Genomic DNA, 16,168 nt, shown 5'->3' with positions numbered 1-16,168 from the left:
ATAGTAAAACTCTATTACGCATCTATATTTCCCGCAACATGTTTTTACCTGACATGTTTGACACTTAAATCGTTTTTTCATCAGCTATTCTTGTCACTTGCTATTGATTGAAAATAATTACCATAGTTGCTACTGGTCGCTTATTTATTACTTTGGCTGCATACGAATGGCACCATCTAAGCGGATTGTCTCCCCGTTCAACATTGGGTTTTCAATAATACTTTTAACAAGCAATGCATATTCTTCTGGTTTGCCAAGCCTTGATGGAAATGGTGTCATTTCTCCCAATGCTTGTTTAGCTTTTTCTGGAAGGGTTGCAAATAACGGTGTTTCAAATAATCCCGGTGCAATCGTCATTACGCGAATTCCTAAGGAAGCGAGATCTCTCGCCACTGGCAATGTCATACCGGTAATTCCCCCTTTTGATGCGCTATACGCTGCCTGACCAATCTGTCCATCAAACGCAGCAACAGAAGCCGTATTAATAATTACTCCACGTTCACCATGTTCATTTGGCTCATTTTCAGCCATTTTTGCAGCAGTAAGACGTAAAACATTAAAAGTACCGATTAAATTGACTTCAATCACTTTAGAGAACGTAGTTAAATGATGTACGCCGCGTTTTCCAAGCGTTTTCTCTGCAATGCCTATTCCTGCACAGTTCACAAGAACATCCACTCTGCCAAAACTCTCTATCGCTTCATCCAACGCCGTTTGGACACTTAATTCATCTGTAACATCTGCTTGAAAAAATGTCACTTTATCACCGAGTTCTTCTATTAGAGTGACTGCGTTTTCTTTAGATACATCTAAAATTACCGCTTTCCCCCCAGCTGCAACCAGCTTTCTCACTGTTGCTTCACCTAGACCTGATGCCCCCCCAGTCACTACAGATACACAATTTGTAATGTTCATTTAATCGCCTCCCGTTTTTATTAAAATCCGAAGTAAATACTCCGTAATATCCTCAGCAATTTCTGTTTTACTCTTTTTTCCACTGTCTGAATACCATTGTATTACCCAATTCATCGCTCCCAAAATGATATTTCTAACTACTTTTATGTCAACAGGGTAAAAAGTATTCGCTTCTATTCCTTCTGCGATCAGCTGGTCAAAACATTTCCCATATTCATCTCTCCGTTTTAAAATGACCTCGAGCTGTTCTTTAGAAAAAATCTGCTCCGGCTTTAACATTGATTCAAACCCCGACTTTTCAGTAAGGAGATATTCAATGTGGGTGGTCATTGCTTTTTTTAGCTTATCCATTATTGGCAAGTCCTGTTGTCGGATGGAGTTCATATTGTCCAAACTTTTTCCTAACAACATCATTTGACTTTGATATAATAGATCCTGCTTATCTTTAAAATAGTAATAAACGGTACCTTTTGTCATTAATAGCTTTGAAGCAATTTCCTCCATCGTAATGCCATAATACCCTTTCTCTGATAATACGCGTATAGCCATTCGAATAATTTCCTCTTTCTTTTCAGCTATTTTCCGGGCACGTAAAGACAAATCATTCACTTCCCCATTTGTATTTATCCCACATCTAACCGGCAGTAGATCCTCCACCTAGTGAAGTAAGAGGATCCAAGAAATCTGGTGGAGGGAACTTCCAGTAAACGTCCGATTGATTCATCTAACCATGAGTGTCTCATGGCAAGTTTCACTTTATCTTACCATTATTCTAATTATTCTTTATTTAACTGTCAAGTTAATTTTCTAAAAATTTAAAACTAAAGAGGAGACAGAAGTGTTAGTTTGTAGAGAAGCGTATAATATTAATCATGGGAGAAATTAATTAATGCAGACTGAATCTACGTATTCTAGTATAAAGTCTTTCAAAAGACTTTTTCCCTTAAGTCTATTGCCCTATTTGTTTTTTCTATTATTATTCATTAAAATAACTAAGTTAAAAGCTTGCAAATTTAAATTGCTTGTTAAAAATGTTCAAAAATTACCCACCATCTTTTATAAGAATGGTATAATCATACTAATCTCCATTTCTGGATAGTCAACTATGAGGTGATTCTATATGAGTATAAGGCTAGCTAATAAAATGGTTAATTTTAAAACTTCCATTTTCAATGAGCTATCTGCTTACAAAAAGAAAAAAATGCAGGAAGGGTTGGAAATGATTGATTTAAGTGTGGGAAGCCCAGACTTACCTCCTGCTCAGTTCGTAATAGACGAAATGACAAAAAATGTTCAAGATCCTGCACAATATGGCTATACATTAACCGGTATAGATGAATTACACGAAATGATTGCAACATACTATACCGAACAATATGCAGCACCTGTTCATACAGAAACAGAAGCCTTAATGGTAATCGGTTCACAAGATGGACTTGTACATTTACCAATGGTTCTTACTAACCCGGGTGATATTATTCTTTTACCTGACCCTGGGTATACTGCCTATCAAACTGGAGTTTCTTTAGCTAATGCAACACCATATCCCATGCCGCTAAAGGAAGAAAATAATTTCTTGCCTGACTTAGAAGCCATCCCTGAAGAAATTAGAAAAAAAGCCAAGATGATGGTATTGAATTTTCCAGGCAATCCTGTACCTGCTCTTGCTACAAAAGAGTTTTTTGAAAAGGTAGTTAAGTTTGCCCAAAAATACGACATTTCCGTGCTTCATGATTTTGCTTATTCTGAACTCTATTATGAGGAAAAACCGATTAGCTTCTTATCAATCGATGGAGCAAAAGAAGTTGGCGTAGAGTTTAATTCCTTTTCCAAAAGCTTCAACATGGCTGGTTGTAGAATTGGTTATATTGTAGGCAATGCTGAAATTATAGATGGATTGAAACGGTTAAAATCAAATATTGACTTTGGAGTCTTTCTCCCTATTCAAAAAACCGCTATCTCCGCTTTAAAACATGGCGCAGATTTTTGTCAAACATTAAGATCTGTCTATAAAAAGCGCAGGGATATTTTAATTCAAGGTTTTAGTGAATTAGGATGGAAAGTTGATCCTCCGAAGGCATCCATGTTTATTTGGGCAAAGGTACCGGAGCCATTTACATCTACAGAATTTACGTATCGATTAATAGACGATGCTGGAGTTGTTGTAATCCCAGGCAACGCTTTTGGAAAATCAGGAGAAGGCTATGTACGTATTGGTTTAGTTCAACCAGAGGAACTGCTTACAAAAGCCGTTAAAAAAATGGAGATGAGTCAATTATTCTTATCCGTAAACATGGTTTAATTACAACTTTTTAGAAGCTACATTTTTTTATGTCATCACTAGCCGAAAACATATAAATGCGAGTTCAATAAACAGGATAGGGCTTTTTGAACATCCTTTTAAGAAGATTATTTTTATTATATGGTTGAAAGTAAGAATAAAAATGATAAGTAAATAGGCTGAGGTGAATCGTATGCTTCGGGCATTTTCAATCGTGTTAATTATTTGTGGAATAGCGATTCTTGGCTATGGCGGATTTCAATTATATAACTTTAAAGCAATGGAAAGTGACCGGATGGATGAAGCAAAATCGTTTGTTTCGAACACGATTGTTAAAGAGGTAGAAAATGTCAAGAAATTTAATTATGACCAATTTAAAACAGGAGACACGATTGGTATTTTATATATTCCAAAACTTGATCGTGAAGTCCCAATCGTAGAAGGTGTAGATGAAGAAGAATTGGCCCAGGGAGTGGGGCATTACACCGGTACAGGTTTTCCCGGAGAAAATAAACAAATCTTACTATCCGGTCATCGAGATACAGTTTTTAGAGAATTTGATAAGTTAGAAGATGGAGATGAGTTCCATGTAAAAATGGAACATGGTACTTTTGTTTATACCATTCAGGATCATAAAATTGTATCTGCAGATGATACAACGGTCATTGATCCTGATCGAAAAGATGAAGTATTAACCGTTTCTACATGCTATCCATTTTCCTATATCGGTGATGCACCAGATCGCTATGTTATCTATGCCTATCCAAGATAACAGTAACCCTCATTTCCCCAGAAGTTAGAGTAAGATACTTCTGGGGTGTTTTCAATCTTCTGGCAGCTATATTTAAGTATCTACTCTATTCTCTCGATTTTTAGCTTATTGCATAGCGCTATCTTCTGGTTTTCGTACAAAGCACATAATCCCAGCAATTAAATACAATACAGATTGAAAGAAAAATCCTGAAAACAACAACCAACTACTAATTATCGCAGCTGCTATGAAAAAACCTCCGGCAACTTTCGGATTCTTTTTTATATTTACTACTGCAATTAACCCTAAAATAAAGCTGATAACACACCCAAGAATAGGAATCCACAATAAATTAATAAATACGGGGAAAAAATCAGAAAACGCCCCATATTCCGTTGGGTCAATAGCGTCTTTTAGAAAATCTACCCCACTATGAAGTATAAGTAGAAAAACTCCACTCATAATGGCCACTAATGCATCCATTGAAAAACCAACAATTCCTAATATATACTCAATTTTTCGATTCATTCACTTTAACTCCCCTACTTTAATGTTTTTATTTGTTATATACGAATACGTACAGAAAATAAAATGGCACACACTTCATTTACAAATCGAAGTTGTCATCAATGGGAAGGTTAGCCTCCTATTGGATTACTTAATTGATACAATCATGCTTATACTGGTAATTATCCTTGTATCTACTCCTCTTGATAAAACATAAAACACTTATCCTAAAAGACTTACTTCTTAGAAAGTCTTGGCTTGTCGCCAAGTCTTTAGCGAAAGCTGTAGTTTTTCTTATACGATAAAGTGAAACTTCATTTCTTGAATGCTTTTCCCAAGAAATGCCAGATGAACCAATCGGGCATTTAGGTGCCGTTTTATCCCACTTTGACCCTCTGCACGAACTCAGGACTTGAAGTGGGAGTCTTACGGAACCTTACATGCGGGATAAAGCCTAAAATTTTATACTTTCTTATAGTACTAGAAAATAAGTTGCATGACTTGCTACAAACTACCCAAACTTCCCTTGCCTAATATAACCGTTTTATACCAATATTTGTTTTTACAAAATTGCTGTTCATGCGTCAGCTAGCTAATTTAATTTATTCCACTTTTAAAAAAACAAACTGTAACCGTTGTACCATGGCCAACCTCACTTTCAAAATGAATGGTTCCCTGATGTGCGTCTACCAGCGCCTTTACAATCGACAATCCAATTCCAATTCCACCTGTTTTCGTCGCTCTCGATTTATCACCACGATAGAATCTTTCAAATAAAAAAGGCAGATCTCCTTCTTTTATTCCAATTCCTTCATCTTTCATAACAAAGCAGACATAATCATGTCGGTCTTCTACAAAAATAGATACCTTTTTACCGGCAGGCGTATATTGCAATGCATTATTAACAAGATTTGTTAATATTTGGATAACCCGATCATAATCCCCTTTAAAATAACTCGCTTCTTGAGGAGGAATTACTTCTAAAATCACGTTTTTCTCCTGAAATAGTGGACTAAATTGATTCGCTAATAAGCTAATTAGTTTTCCAGCTTCCAATGTTACAAAGTTTAATTTTTTTTGTGGATTTTCCACTGCAATCAGCTTTTCCAATTCATTAACTAAGCGAACTAAGCGCATTAATTCATGATGACTTTTTTCAAGACGTTCCGGAGTAGGCTCCCAAATTCCATCCTGATAAGCTTCTAGTTGACTGCGTAATGTTGCTAACGGCGTTCTTAATTCATGCGCAAAATCAGCTGTAAATTGTTTTCTTAATTTTTCTTCCTTGGCAAGTGATGTAGCTAACTCATTAAATGACTCTCCAAGCTGTTTCATTTCAATAGTTAAATCCTTTACAGGGACATTTACCCGTTTATGTCGTTTTAACTCCTGAATAGCTTTAGTTAAACGTATAAAGCCAGCAGTTAATCGTCTGGAAAATAAAAAGCTAAATAAAATGGACAAGAACAAAATAACAAGAACAGCAATAAGAATATTTTGTTTGATTGATTTCAAAAATGTAAAATCCTCACCAACTAATTCTACGGGATATATGACTTCCAGTTCACCAATTGCTTCATCTCCTAATTTTATCGTCTGTGAGCTTGAATCGAAATCGGTGGCTTCTGATTGGGAATAACCATGCATTCGGTGCATCATCCGTTGCATCATTGTTGTATCTGCAATGACATTTCCATTTTTATCAACGATTTTATAATATAGGTTTTCTGTCATTGCTTGATTATGCAACATACTACTTGCTTGATCGCTTAATAATCTTCCTGTTTGTTGATAGGTCTTAGTAATTTCTTCTTCTATTAAAGATATCTTTTCTTCTCTACTTTCCTCTAAATAGCTAGAAAATTGATTTTCAACACCAAAAAATATGGAAAAACTTGTTAAAAACACTCCACTTAGGGAAACAATTAATAAATAGATAAAGATCTTAGTACGAAGTGTTAGCCTCATCCGGCTTTCCTCCAAACTTATATCCCATTCCAAATACAGTCAAAATAAACACAGGTTGTCGAGAATCTGTTTCGATCTTTTTTCGCAAATTTTTAATATGTGTATCAATACTTCGCTCATAACCTTCAAAATAGTTATCATCTTCTTGAATCTTAACTAATAAATCACCTCGGCTGTACACTCTACCCGGATAACTTGCCATGGTTACTAATATTTTATATTCATTCGGAGTTAGTGAAATGAGTTGATCATTAAAACGAACTTCTTTTTTAAAATGATCAATAACTAATTGTTGATTATTAAAGCTGAGTTTACGATTACTTATTGATTTTCTCACTCGTCGTAACAATCCTTTAGTACGGACAACTACTTCTCTTGGACTAAATGGTTTGGTTACATAATCATCTGCTCCGATGATAATTCCATTTATAATATCATCCTCTGCAGATTTAGCTGTAAGCATAATGATTGGAACATCGTTATCTTTTCTTGTTAATCTGCAAACCTCTTCCCCCGAAATATCCGGCAACATTAAATCAAGAATAATAATATCGGGATTTTCTTCCTTTATTTGTTTTAAAGCTTCTAATCCATTTGTTGCAAATATAATATTCCAGCCCTCTTTTTCAAAATAAGCTGCTAACACTTCACGAATAACTTCTTCGTCGTCAACAATTAGTATTTTTGTCACCGTTACCCTCTCCCATTCAATGATTTACTATACATTCTAAAAGCAGAAAACGTTGTTTACGTACCTTTTTATAAAAGTGAAATTCATTCAGTGGTGTTTTTCCTTCATCCAAAGCTTTCCTTGTCCTGTTGTCCCGAATTAAATCAAGGCATTTAGTTGCCTTTACTCCCATGAGGCAGGGGTCTTACAGCACTTTAGATGCGGAATAAAATTTTTATACGCATAACCAGTTGTACATCAAGATATTAAAAATAAAGCAAAGCGGTTTATTTGGACGGATTTTAATAGCCTTAAATGGATAAAACATTACTTACTAAACATATTTTAAATGCGTGTTTTTTATATATTCTTAACTATTATTCATGATACCATGCGATGAAGTGGAAAAATACATCTTCACAACTTCTACATAAGTTCTTCATAGGTTCCTCAAAACAATTCGATAAGATAAAGGTGATCAAAAGAAAGGAGTTGTAGAAAATGAAAAAAATGATAATTGGTATCCTAGCAGGTGCAGTAATCATTGGAGGTGCAGCAACTTACACGTTTGCCGATACAAATGAGAATAATCAATTCTTTAATGAGATGAGACCTTATATGGAAAAAATGCATCCAAACTTCTCTAACGAAGATTATGAAGCAATGTTTAATTTCTGTCATGGAAACGGTCAATTTGACAGAGGTCCCCAAAAGGAGTTTGATAGACCTAACGAATAAAGTGAAACTTCATTTCTTGGAATGCCTTTCCCAAGAAATGTTAGTTGAACGAATCGGGCATTTAGGTGCCGTTTCTTCCACTTCACCCTGTTATATCAACTCAAAAGTTTGAAGTGGGGGTCTTACGGCATCTTACATGCGGGATAAAAAAGGGGTGAGCACGCATGATGGGCGGATATGGGCTCCATTTCGCAGGGTTTGGACTCCTCGGATGGATTATTAACCTACTTGTTATTGGTATCGTTGTGTACTATTCCACAAGGTTGGCTTTAAAACACCACGGTAAAGATAAGAATAATTAAAAAGGATTGGCTTTTTGTACCAATCCTTTTTTCTATGTTAGTCAATACCTATTTCAAAAGCAAAGAAAAAATCATATCATCCATTATGTTTTAATCATTTTTGTGAAAGAACCATTTGCTTTGAAGACGTTCGCGAGGTGTCAAGTTCATAATAAAGTAGCCAATATTTAAAATAAGTACCACAAAAGAGTAAAACATCGTATGGAGCGCGTTATGCTCGACAATAATAAATCGGATCATTGCCGTTATTCCAATATACAAAAAATAACGGAGAGGGAAATGGTAGTTCTCTTTAAAATACTATACAATCATTGCTACAAATTCAAAATAAAAAAAGAAAATTAAAATATTTGCTAAAAACAGTTGATGATCTGCCGTTTCTTTTGCCAACAAAGTACTAGCAAATACCACTAATTCTTTGAAGAGAAGAAATGAAAGAATGGTGGCAAGAAAAATAAGCGATACGTTTAAAACCATCTGTAATAAATAAGGAAACCGGTCAAGAAAAACAATATACACACCTCATTTTGTTCACTTAACAAGATGGTTTCGACAGCTTATAAAATTAATACCCATTTGGATAATTGCTTAACAAAATCATGATACGTACTAGCTTTAATTAAATGTTGCACAAGGCAGTTATTATCAATGATTTCGCTTATTAATTTATACTAATTCTTCTTCGGTATGTTTCTTTATACTAATTAAGCAAATAAACTGAACTTGTTTACCTGCCCATAAAATTGGTTTTTTCAACGTACAAACTGTTAAAAATATTTTCCGTGATTTTGGTACAATTGGATGGGGGATGGCTACTAGATTTCCAAAAGCTGTAGGAGCAATCTTTTCTCGTTCATAAATAGCCGGTAAAAATGTGTAATCAATCAAATTTCTTTCATGTAAAATGTTGCACAAATACTCCAACACTTGCTTTTTGGATGAAAACTCTTGTTGTAAAAATGTTAAATCCTCATTGAAAAATATATTTTTATTTAGTTGATCATGATAAACATATCGTCTAATAGCACGTATATCCTGATTACCTAATATTGCATTTACTTCAATAACAGGTACAGGGTTTAATCGGAATAGAACTCACAATAAAATCAATATCACTTAAATCATATTGTTTTAATTTATAGTATTCGGTAGTACCTACAACAGATAGATGTTCTCCAAATTGAAATTTTAACCGATAATAAATTAACTTTGCCGTTCCAAAACCCGAAGCACAAATAACCAAACAACGCTTTGACGCTGTTTTTAATTTTTGGTTTTCAATTGCTGCTCCTATATGCAATGCCAGATATCCTACTTCATTTTCGTCAATATACTAGCTTCCATTTTGGTTACTAGTAAACTAGTAGACATCCCTGCAGCACAACACAATAAGATGTTCATCGTTTTACCCCCTGTTCTTTTATACAATAATGTGTTTCTAGTTAAATTATACGGTTTAAGCGCTTTCTTAAACACACATTGTATTTCCACAGCATAAAGGAAAACATTACTTTTTTCCTTATGGAAAGCCATCTTGTATCAGAAAATAAACAGCTTAAAGCTACTCTCATAAGTTCATTGATTTCGATATCTCGTAAAAAACTGCTATTAATTTTAGTTGTTTTTTAGTTGCGCTAGGCAAACTTTTTAAGTTATAATCATAATATATTTAGAAAGGAAACAATTGAACGTTTTACCCAACCTTTCATATGTTACATAAAGTAAAACTTCATTCCGTGGAATGCTTTTTACACGGAATGTTAGTTGAACGAATCGGACATTTAGGTGCCGTTTTCTCCCACTTAAAACCTTTATATCAATTCAGGTCTTGAAGTGGGGGTCTTACGCACCTTACATGCGGGATAAAATATAATTCTATATATATGTTTCCTTAGACCAACTGTTTGCCTATAGACCAAAGGAGATGTCAGAAATGATTGAAGATAAGCCAATTTATCAATTTCAAATTGGAGACAAACTAGAAATAACTTCTATACAAGTAAAAGATATTATGCGAAGGAGACTGCTTGATTTAGGGTTCGTACAAGGTGCAGTTATTGAAGTGGTGCAAAAAAGCCCCTTAGGAGATCCTATCGCATTTAAAGTATTCAATACGACGATTGCCTTAAGAAAAGAAGAAAGCTCATTAATTTATGGAAAAAAAGTACTGAAAGAGGTGATATAAAATGAGTCATACAATTGCTTTAGCGGGAAATCCTAATACAGGGAAAAGTACACTTTTTAATCTACTGACAGGCTTAAGGCAACATACCGGAAACTGGCCCGGTAAAACCGTTATGCTTGCAGAAGGCGAATTAAAAACAGATAAGCATCTATATAAAGTAATTGATTTGCCTGGAACTTATTCACTCTATTCAAACTCAGCCGATGAAGAGGTTGCCAGAGACTACATTATTTTTGAACAGCCGGATATTACAGTAGTCGTTGTCGATGCTACATCGTTAGCAAGAAATTTGAATTTAGCATTGCAAGTATTAGAAATGACAGATCAAGCAATCCTATGTGTGAACCTTATTGATGAAGCAAGGAATAAAGGGATAACAATAGATAAAGAGGAGCTATCGAGACAGCTCGGTATCCCCGTTGTATTGATCTCCGCACGAGAAAAAATGGGTATTATTCAACTGTTGAAAACCATTGATCAGATGATTGAAGGAAAAATTCATACGAATCCATATAAAATTAAATATAATTCTATGGTTGAAAAACAAATTAACGAATTAGAACCAAAGATTAAGCAAATTGTTGGAGATGCTTTACCCTCAAGGTGGGTAGCATTACGTTTGTTAGATGGAGATACTAAATTACTGGAAGCTTTAAAAGTATATATTAGTAATCCAGAGTTTACAAGTTTAAAACATGAGCCAATGAAGGGAGGGTGCTGTCATGGCGCATAATACAGAACATCAACTTAATCAGCTTTTTAAACAATATGGTGACAATACTTCCCATGAAATGAGAGATCATATCGTTTCTAGAATCTATCAAACTTCACAAACTCTTACGAATAAATCGGTTCATTATACGAAGAAAAAAGTATCTTGGCTCGATGAAAACTTGGATAAAATCCTAACATCACGCATATACGGTTTCCCAATTATGCTTATGTTACTCGGAGTTGTCATTTATTTAACGATTGTAGGAGCAAACTATCCAGGAATTGTCATCACCAAAATCTTTTCCGTTGTTGAAGGTTGGCTTACTGCTTTTTTTCAATTGGTACACGCTCCTGACTGGCTATACGGAGTTTTAGTTGAAGGTTTTTATCGAGGAACATCATGGGTTGTGAGTGTCATGTTACCTCCGATGGCGATTTTCTTCCCTATGTTCGCATTACTTGAGAACTTTGGTTACTTGCCACGAGTTGCTTTTAATTTGGACCGAGTATTTAAAATATCAGGGGCTCATGGAAAACAATCCTTAACCATGGCGATGGGATTTGGCTGTAATGCAGCTGCGGTTATGTCATCGAGAATCATAGAGTCGCCAAGAGAACGTATGATAGCTATTTTAACAAACAACTTTGTACCTTGTAATGGTCGTTGGCCATTATTAATTTTACTTGCTGGGTTATTTATGGCTGCCGGATTTTCAGGCGGGATGAGTACCTTCGTGTCAGCAGCTGTTGTTGTTGGGATTGTATTGTTCGGTATTGTAATGACTGTTTTTGTTTCTTGGTCATTGTCTAAAACGTTATTACGAGGTGTGCCATCTCATTATACACTGGAATTGCCACCTTATAGAAAACCGAAAATATGGAACACGATTGTTCGGGCTACATTAGATAAATCATGGTTTGTTTTAAAAAGAGCTGTTATTGTTGCTGCACCAGCCTCGATCATCACATGGATTTTGGCAAATATCTTTGTTGGTGATCAAAGTGTACTCGAACATTTTGCCGGCTTTTTAGATCCATTCGCTCATGCTATCGGATTAGACGGTTTTATTTTAACCGCCTTTATTTTAGGGTTTCCAGCAAATGAAATTGTCCTACCAATTCTGTTAATGGGGTACCTCGCCACTGGATCTATGATTGAAGTAGATAACTTAAGTGATTTAAAACAAATCTTTCTCGATCATGGCTGGACGTGGTTAACCGCACTAAACATGATGCTGTTTTCGCTTTTGCATTACCCTTGTGGAACAACGATGCTAAATATTTGGAAAGAAACAAAAAGCGCCAAATGGACATTTGTTTCCTTTGCTCTACCGACAGCTATCGCTATTATAGTAACTTTTACAATTGCTCAAGTCGTAAGAGGTTTTGGCTGGGTATAAAAGAGGTGGGGCATAAGTTGAAAATTATTTGCCATGAGTTATATCATTAGAAAAACTTGGCTTGTCTCCAAGTTTTTATGGCGAACGCTATCGTTTTTCTTATACGATAAAGTGAAACTTCATTCCGTGAATGCTTTTTACACAATCGGGCATTTAGGTGCCGTTTTCTTCCACTTAGCTCTTGGCACGAACTCAGATCTTGAAGTGGGAAACTTACGGCACCTTACATGCGGGATAAACCCTAAAATTTTAACTTTCCTATAGTATAAAAATAAGCCGCATAAAATCAGATTTTTAAATTAGATTTTATGCGGCTTATTCATTTTAAAAGAGTTTTTTCTCAGCCTCTTTTTGTTCGGGAAAGAAAAAGGTTGATTATTTCACTCACTTTATTTATTGTCTCTTTAAAGAAATCCATGTTCGCTCGTTCTTTTTAGTAACTTCAACAGGTATATGATAGAACTCAGATAAACAACTCGTACTAGAAGTAATCTCATTGGTAAGCCCTTCTTGAAAGATTGTCCCATCTCGAAGCAGAAGTACATGCGAAAACACTGGTAGAACTTCCTCCATATGATGCGTTACAAATATAATTGTTGGTGCATCATGCTGTTTAGCTAATTCATTAATGGAGCTTAGGAGTTCTTCACGTGCTAGAAAATCGAGCCCGCTCGTCGGTTCATCTAAAATTAATAAATCTGGTTTTGCCATCAGCCCGCGTGCTATTAAAATTCTCTGTTTTTCCCCTTGTGAAACGGTTTGGTAAGGTCGGTTTTGCAAATATTCAATACCTAGTTTTTTCATTAATTGGTAAGCAAACTCAACATCTGTTTTCTCCGGCTGCTCATATAAACCCATAGAAGCATGTTTACCGCTAAGAATGATAGCTTCGGCCGTATTCGTTCCTTTTATTTTCTCTTGTAATGATGAGCTTACCCAACCTATTCTCTTTCTCAAATTCCGTAAATCCGTTTTTCCAAACATATTTCCTAAGACAATGATTTTGCCAGTAGTCGGCCAAATATAACCATTTATCATATTCAATAACGTTGTTTTGCCAGAACCATTCAATCCGAGTATTGCCCAATGCTCTCCCTTATTTACTTTCCAATTTATGTTATTTAACAAAACCTCGCCGTCTCTTTTCCATGAAACATTTTTCATTTCAATTACAGTTGCCAATCGTCCTCCCCCATTCTTCTGTCATAGACTTTATCTTTTATTATACTAAAGTTTATTAGAAAAACTTGGCTTGTCGCTAAGTCTTTATGGTGAAAGCTGTAGTTTTTCTTATACTATAAAGCCTAAAATTTTATACTTTCCTTTGGTATTAATTAAAGAGCTTAATTCCCCATTGTTAAGAAGTAGAAAACGAAGGTTAAACTCGTATTGTCCCTAAAAAGAAAAGGCAATTTTTCGTCGTGCAGTGTATCGTTATCGTAGTCTTTCCTTGTCCTGTCGACCCTCTTCAGCGTTAGGTGCCGTTATCCCCCATAGAGTTTATAACGTATTCTTCTAAAACTCTTGAAGTAAGGATTGTGGTAACTTAAATGCGGGACAAATATTGAATTTAAGTTATTTACCAAATTTAACCATTTAAGTATATATTTAAATATTTGTCATGTTTAAGAAGTAGTTCAAACAGCGTTAAATTTAAAGATCTTTAAGGTTTTACAATATTTCTTAAATGTAAAAAGTCCTAAAGCACATGTCATTGCTTCAGGACTTTTCCATTTACGCTCCAATATACCGTTGATACAATTTCCTAGCTTTCTGGACATCATTTACCCCATGAATCAACGTGCGGCCATCTTTAAAAACGACAAAACGAGTATTTTCAATCGTAAACATAAGTAACTCTCCATTATCTCTAATGGAATCTACAAGCGGCTTTAATTGCTTCGTTAATGCAGAAATAGACATACTTTTCACTTGATTTGGTCGTACCTGCACAGTATCTCTTCCACATAAGACGGCCGTTTGCATTCCTTGCTGCTTAGTTAAATAAGGGTAGGTAGCTTGTTTCGAACAAGACGGACAATTAGGATCCATTAACTTACTCACATTAATTGATGCATATGTCCGCTCCCACACATCAAAATGAAGCATTTCTTGTGACATTTCATGACCTGTTAAATATTTCAAGCATTCCGCTGTTTGATAGCTCGCTGTAATTTGAACGGCTGGTGCTATAATTCCCACTGTATCACAGGTTCTCCCTTCTTGTGGAAGTTTATCAACAAGACAATTTAGGCAAGGCGTTTTTCTAGGTACAATTGGTAAAACAATACCATAGCTTGTTAAACACCCGCCGTATACCCAAGGAACACCTGATTTTGCACAGGCATCATTGATGATAAACCTCGTGTTGAAGTTATCTGTCCCGTCTATTACAAAATCTACCTGCTCTAGTAATCTCTCTGCTTTTTCCGGTTCAAATTCGTCAGCAAGTCCCTCAATCGAAATCATGGAATTAATTGCTCTTAATCTTAATTCCGCTGCTTTTGCTTTTGTTCGAGAAAGTCTGGCATCTTCTTCGGTATAAAGCTGTTGTCTGCTCAAATTACTCCATTCAATATAATCCCGATCAATGACCGTAATTTTTCCAATCCCAGCCCTTGCTAGCATCTCTCCATTTGCACTTCCTAATGCCCCGGCACCTACAATTAAAACATGCTTTTTTGCCAGCTGATCTTGACCTTCCATCCCAATTGGCGCAAATAATTGTTGACGAGAATATCGTTCTGAAATCATTCCATCATCGCCGCTTCGGGACTGCTTTTTGTTGCATATGCCTTTTTTGCTATGCGACCTGCTTCATAGCCAAGTCGACCTGACTCCACCGCTAACTTCATTGCTTCAGCCATTTTCGCAGGATTCTTGGCACCAGAGACTGCTGTATTTAATAGGATACCGTCTGCCCCAAGTTCCATAGCGTAGGCGGCATCACTTGGAGCACCAATACCTGCATCGACAATAACAGGGATCTCTGCCTGCTCGATAATAAATTGTAAGTAAAGTGGGTTTACAACTCCTTGACCAGAGCCTATTGGTGAAGCTGCCGGCATTACCGCGTGAACCCCTGCTTCTTCTAGACGTTTTGCCAACACGACATCATCTGACGTATATGTCAGCACAGTAAATCCTTCATTTACAAGCTGTTTCGATGCTTTTAACGTTTCAAACGGATCAGGCAACAACGTCCTCTCACAGCCAATGATTTCTACCTTAATCATGTCACATAGTCCGGATGCTTTTGCTAAATGTGCAATCCGAACTGCTTCCTCGGCTGTTTTTGCTCCAGCGGTATTTGGCAACAATGTATACTTTTTTAAATCTAGTTCTTCTAACAAATTCGGCTCATTTGGATCAAAAATGTTCATTCTTCTTACTGCAAAAGTTAGTATTTCTGTATCTGAAACTGCAACAGCTTCTTTTTGTACTTGGAAGTTTGGATATTTTCCAGTACCTAACAATAACCTGGATTGAAACGTCTTATCCCCTATTTTTAACATAACTTAACCTCCTCCAACAAAATGAACGATTTCAATCGTATCCCCATCTTTAAGTTCTGTCTGTCGATACGCTTCTTTTGAAACAATCTCTTTGTTTCGTTCAACGACTGCTATTTTTTCTTGCAATTGATAGCTGGAAAGCAAATCGATAATGGTCATCTTTTCTTTGGGAAAATGAATTGTTTGACCATTTACACGGATATTCATGAAAAGCTCCTCCCT

The 16,168-nt window shown here is 35.8% G+C and carries 18 protein-coding genes and 2 pseudogenes; 6 read left to right on the top strand and 14 right to left on the bottom strand.

The window, feature by feature from the left end; all coding sequences use genetic code 11:
- Nucleotides 1-147 precede the first annotated feature (147 nt).
- Entirely contained in the window at nt 148-915 is a 768-nt protein-coding gene (locus tag JNUCC74_RS04900) for a 3-hydroxyacyl-CoA dehydrogenase (RefSeq protein ID WP_454067144.1), read from the bottom strand.
- Nucleotides 916-1,515 carry a TetR/AcrR family transcriptional regulator gene (locus JNUCC74_RS04895; protein WP_454067143.1) on the bottom strand — a complete coding sequence of 200 codons (600 nt, stop codon included), beginning with the start codon at nt 1,513-1,515 and terminating at the stop codon, nt 916-918.
- A gap of 520 nt (nt 1,516-2,035) precedes the next feature.
- On the opposite strand from JNUCC74_RS04895, the gene JNUCC74_RS04890 reads away from it, so the two are divergent.
- Together JNUCC74_RS04890 and JNUCC74_RS04885 are read left to right on the top strand one after the other, a co-directional pair.
- Nucleotides 2,036-3,217: an LL-diaminopimelate aminotransferase gene (locus JNUCC74_RS04890; protein WP_454067142.1), complete on the top strand. Its 1,182-nt coding sequence runs from the start codon at nt 2,036-2,038 to the stop codon at nt 3,215-3,217.
- 172 nt (nt 3,218-3,389) lie between these two features.
- Nucleotides 3,390-3,968, top strand: coding sequence for a class D sortase (locus JNUCC74_RS04885; RefSeq protein ID WP_454067141.1), 579 nt, complete (start codon nt 3,390-3,392; stop codon nt 3,966-3,968).
- A 105-nt stretch (nt 3,969-4,073) separates the two neighbouring features.
- Here the strand turns inward: JNUCC74_RS04885 and JNUCC74_RS04880 are convergent, their stop codons facing one another.
- From JNUCC74_RS04880 to JNUCC74_RS04870, 3 genes are all read right to left on the bottom strand, one after another.
- Complete coding sequence (locus tag JNUCC74_RS04880; RefSeq protein ID WP_454067140.1) at nt 4,074-4,475, bottom strand: DUF4064 domain-containing protein; 402 nt, start codon at nt 4,473-4,475, stop codon at nt 4,074-4,076.
- Nucleotides 4,476-5,051: 576 nt separating this feature from the next.
- Complete coding sequence (locus tag JNUCC74_RS04875; RefSeq protein ID WP_454067139.1) at nt 5,052-6,422, bottom strand: sensor histidine kinase; 1,371 nt, start codon at nt 6,420-6,422, stop codon at nt 5,052-5,054.
- Entirely contained in the window at nt 6,400-7,113 is a 714-nt protein-coding gene (locus JNUCC74_RS04870) for a response regulator transcription factor (RefSeq protein ID WP_454067138.1), read from the bottom strand. Before JNUCC74_RS04870 ends, JNUCC74_RS04875 begins: the two co-directional genes overlap by 23 nt.
- A 480-nt stretch (nt 7,114-7,593) precedes the next feature.
- On the opposite strand from JNUCC74_RS04870, the gene JNUCC74_RS04865 reads away from it, so the two are divergent.
- Nucleotides 7,594-7,830, top strand: coding sequence for a hypothetical protein (locus tag JNUCC74_RS04865; RefSeq protein ID WP_454067137.1), 237 nt, complete (start codon nt 7,594-7,596; stop codon nt 7,828-7,830).
- A gap of 392 nt (nt 7,831-8,222) precedes the next feature.
- Here JNUCC74_RS04865 and JNUCC74_RS04860 read toward each other — a convergent pair.
- The 5 genes and pseudogenes from JNUCC74_RS04860 to JNUCC74_RS04840 all read right to left on the bottom strand — a co-directional run.
- Nucleotides 8,223-8,420: pseudogene (locus tag JNUCC74_RS04860) on the bottom strand (phosphate-starvation-inducible PsiE family protein); the annotation flags it as partial.
- A gap of 12 nt (nt 8,421-8,432) precedes the next feature.
- The gene (locus JNUCC74_RS04855) at nt 8,433-8,651 is read right to left on the bottom strand and encodes a hypothetical protein (RefSeq protein ID WP_454067136.1); all 219 of its coding nucleotides are present in this window, start codon (nt 8,649-8,651) and stop codon (nt 8,433-8,435) included.
- Between the two features lie 147 nt (nt 8,652-8,798).
- Nucleotides 8,799-9,116, bottom strand: a complete 318-nt coding sequence (locus JNUCC74_RS04850; protein WP_454067832.1) for a PTS sugar transporter subunit IIA — start codon at nt 9,114-9,116, stop codon at nt 8,799-8,801.
- 76 nt (nt 9,117-9,192) lie between these two features.
- The gene (locus JNUCC74_RS04845) at nt 9,193-9,432 is read right to left on the bottom strand and encodes a hypothetical protein (RefSeq protein ID WP_454067135.1); all 240 of its coding nucleotides are present in this window, start codon (nt 9,430-9,432) and stop codon (nt 9,193-9,195) included.
- A 32-nt stretch (nt 9,433-9,464) separates the two neighbouring features.
- Nucleotides 9,465-9,533 (bottom strand): annotated as a pseudogene (locus JNUCC74_RS04840) (PTS sugar transporter subunit IIB); the annotation flags it as partial.
- Nucleotides 9,534-10,065: 532 nt separating this feature from the next.
- Between JNUCC74_RS04840 and JNUCC74_RS04835 the strand changes: the two are divergent.
- From JNUCC74_RS04835 to JNUCC74_RS04825, 3 genes are read left to right on the top strand one after another with little or no spacing between them, the layout of a single operon-like run.
- A complete protein-coding gene (locus JNUCC74_RS04835) occupies nt 10,066-10,317 on the top strand; it encodes a FeoA family protein (RefSeq protein WP_077319769.1) in 252 nt (83 codons plus the stop codon).
- Between the two features lies 1 nt (nt 10,318).
- On the top strand, nt 10,319-11,050 hold the full coding sequence (locus tag JNUCC74_RS04830) for a FeoB small GTPase domain-containing protein (protein ID WP_454067134.1): 732 nt from the start codon (nt 10,319-10,321) through the stop codon (nt 11,048-11,050).
- Nucleotides 11,040-12,431 carry a nucleoside recognition domain-containing protein gene (locus JNUCC74_RS04825; RefSeq protein WP_454067133.1) on the top strand — a complete coding sequence of 464 codons (1,392 nt, stop codon included), beginning with the start codon at nt 11,040-11,042 and terminating at the stop codon, nt 12,429-12,431. The genes JNUCC74_RS04830 and JNUCC74_RS04825 overlap by 11 nt, the downstream gene beginning before the upstream one ends.
- Before the next feature lie 393 nt (nt 12,432-12,824).
- Here the strand turns inward: JNUCC74_RS04825 and JNUCC74_RS04820 are convergent, their stop codons facing one another.
- The 4 genes from JNUCC74_RS04820 to thiS all read right to left on the bottom strand — a co-directional run bounded on the left by JNUCC74_RS04820 (nt 12,825) and on the right by thiS (nt 16,153).
- Nucleotides 12,825-13,613, bottom strand: a complete 789-nt coding sequence (locus JNUCC74_RS04820) for an ABC transporter ATP-binding protein (protein WP_454067132.1) — start codon at nt 13,611-13,613, stop codon at nt 12,825-12,827.
- A gap of 552 nt (nt 13,614-14,165) precedes the next feature.
- Complete coding sequence (locus JNUCC74_RS04815; protein WP_454067831.1) at nt 14,166-15,182, bottom strand: ThiF family adenylyltransferase; 1,017 nt, start codon at nt 15,180-15,182, stop codon at nt 14,166-14,168.
- Entirely contained in the window at nt 15,182-15,946 is a 765-nt protein-coding gene (locus tag JNUCC74_RS04810; protein ID WP_454067131.1) for a thiazole synthase, read from the bottom strand. The genes JNUCC74_RS04815 and JNUCC74_RS04810 overlap by 1 nt, the downstream gene beginning before the upstream one ends.
- A 3-nt stretch (nt 15,947-15,949) precedes the next feature.
- Complete coding sequence (gene thiS, locus JNUCC74_RS04805; protein ID WP_077319764.1) at nt 15,950-16,153, bottom strand: sulfur carrier protein ThiS; 204 nt, start codon at nt 16,151-16,153, stop codon at nt 15,950-15,952.
- Between the last annotated feature and the right edge of the window lie 15 nt (nt 16,154-16,168).

This window comes from Cerasibacillus sp. JNUCC 74, assembly GCF_053667775.1.
Note: the sequence above shows the minus strand (reverse complement) of the source record. Positions and strands in the feature narration are given on the sequence as shown.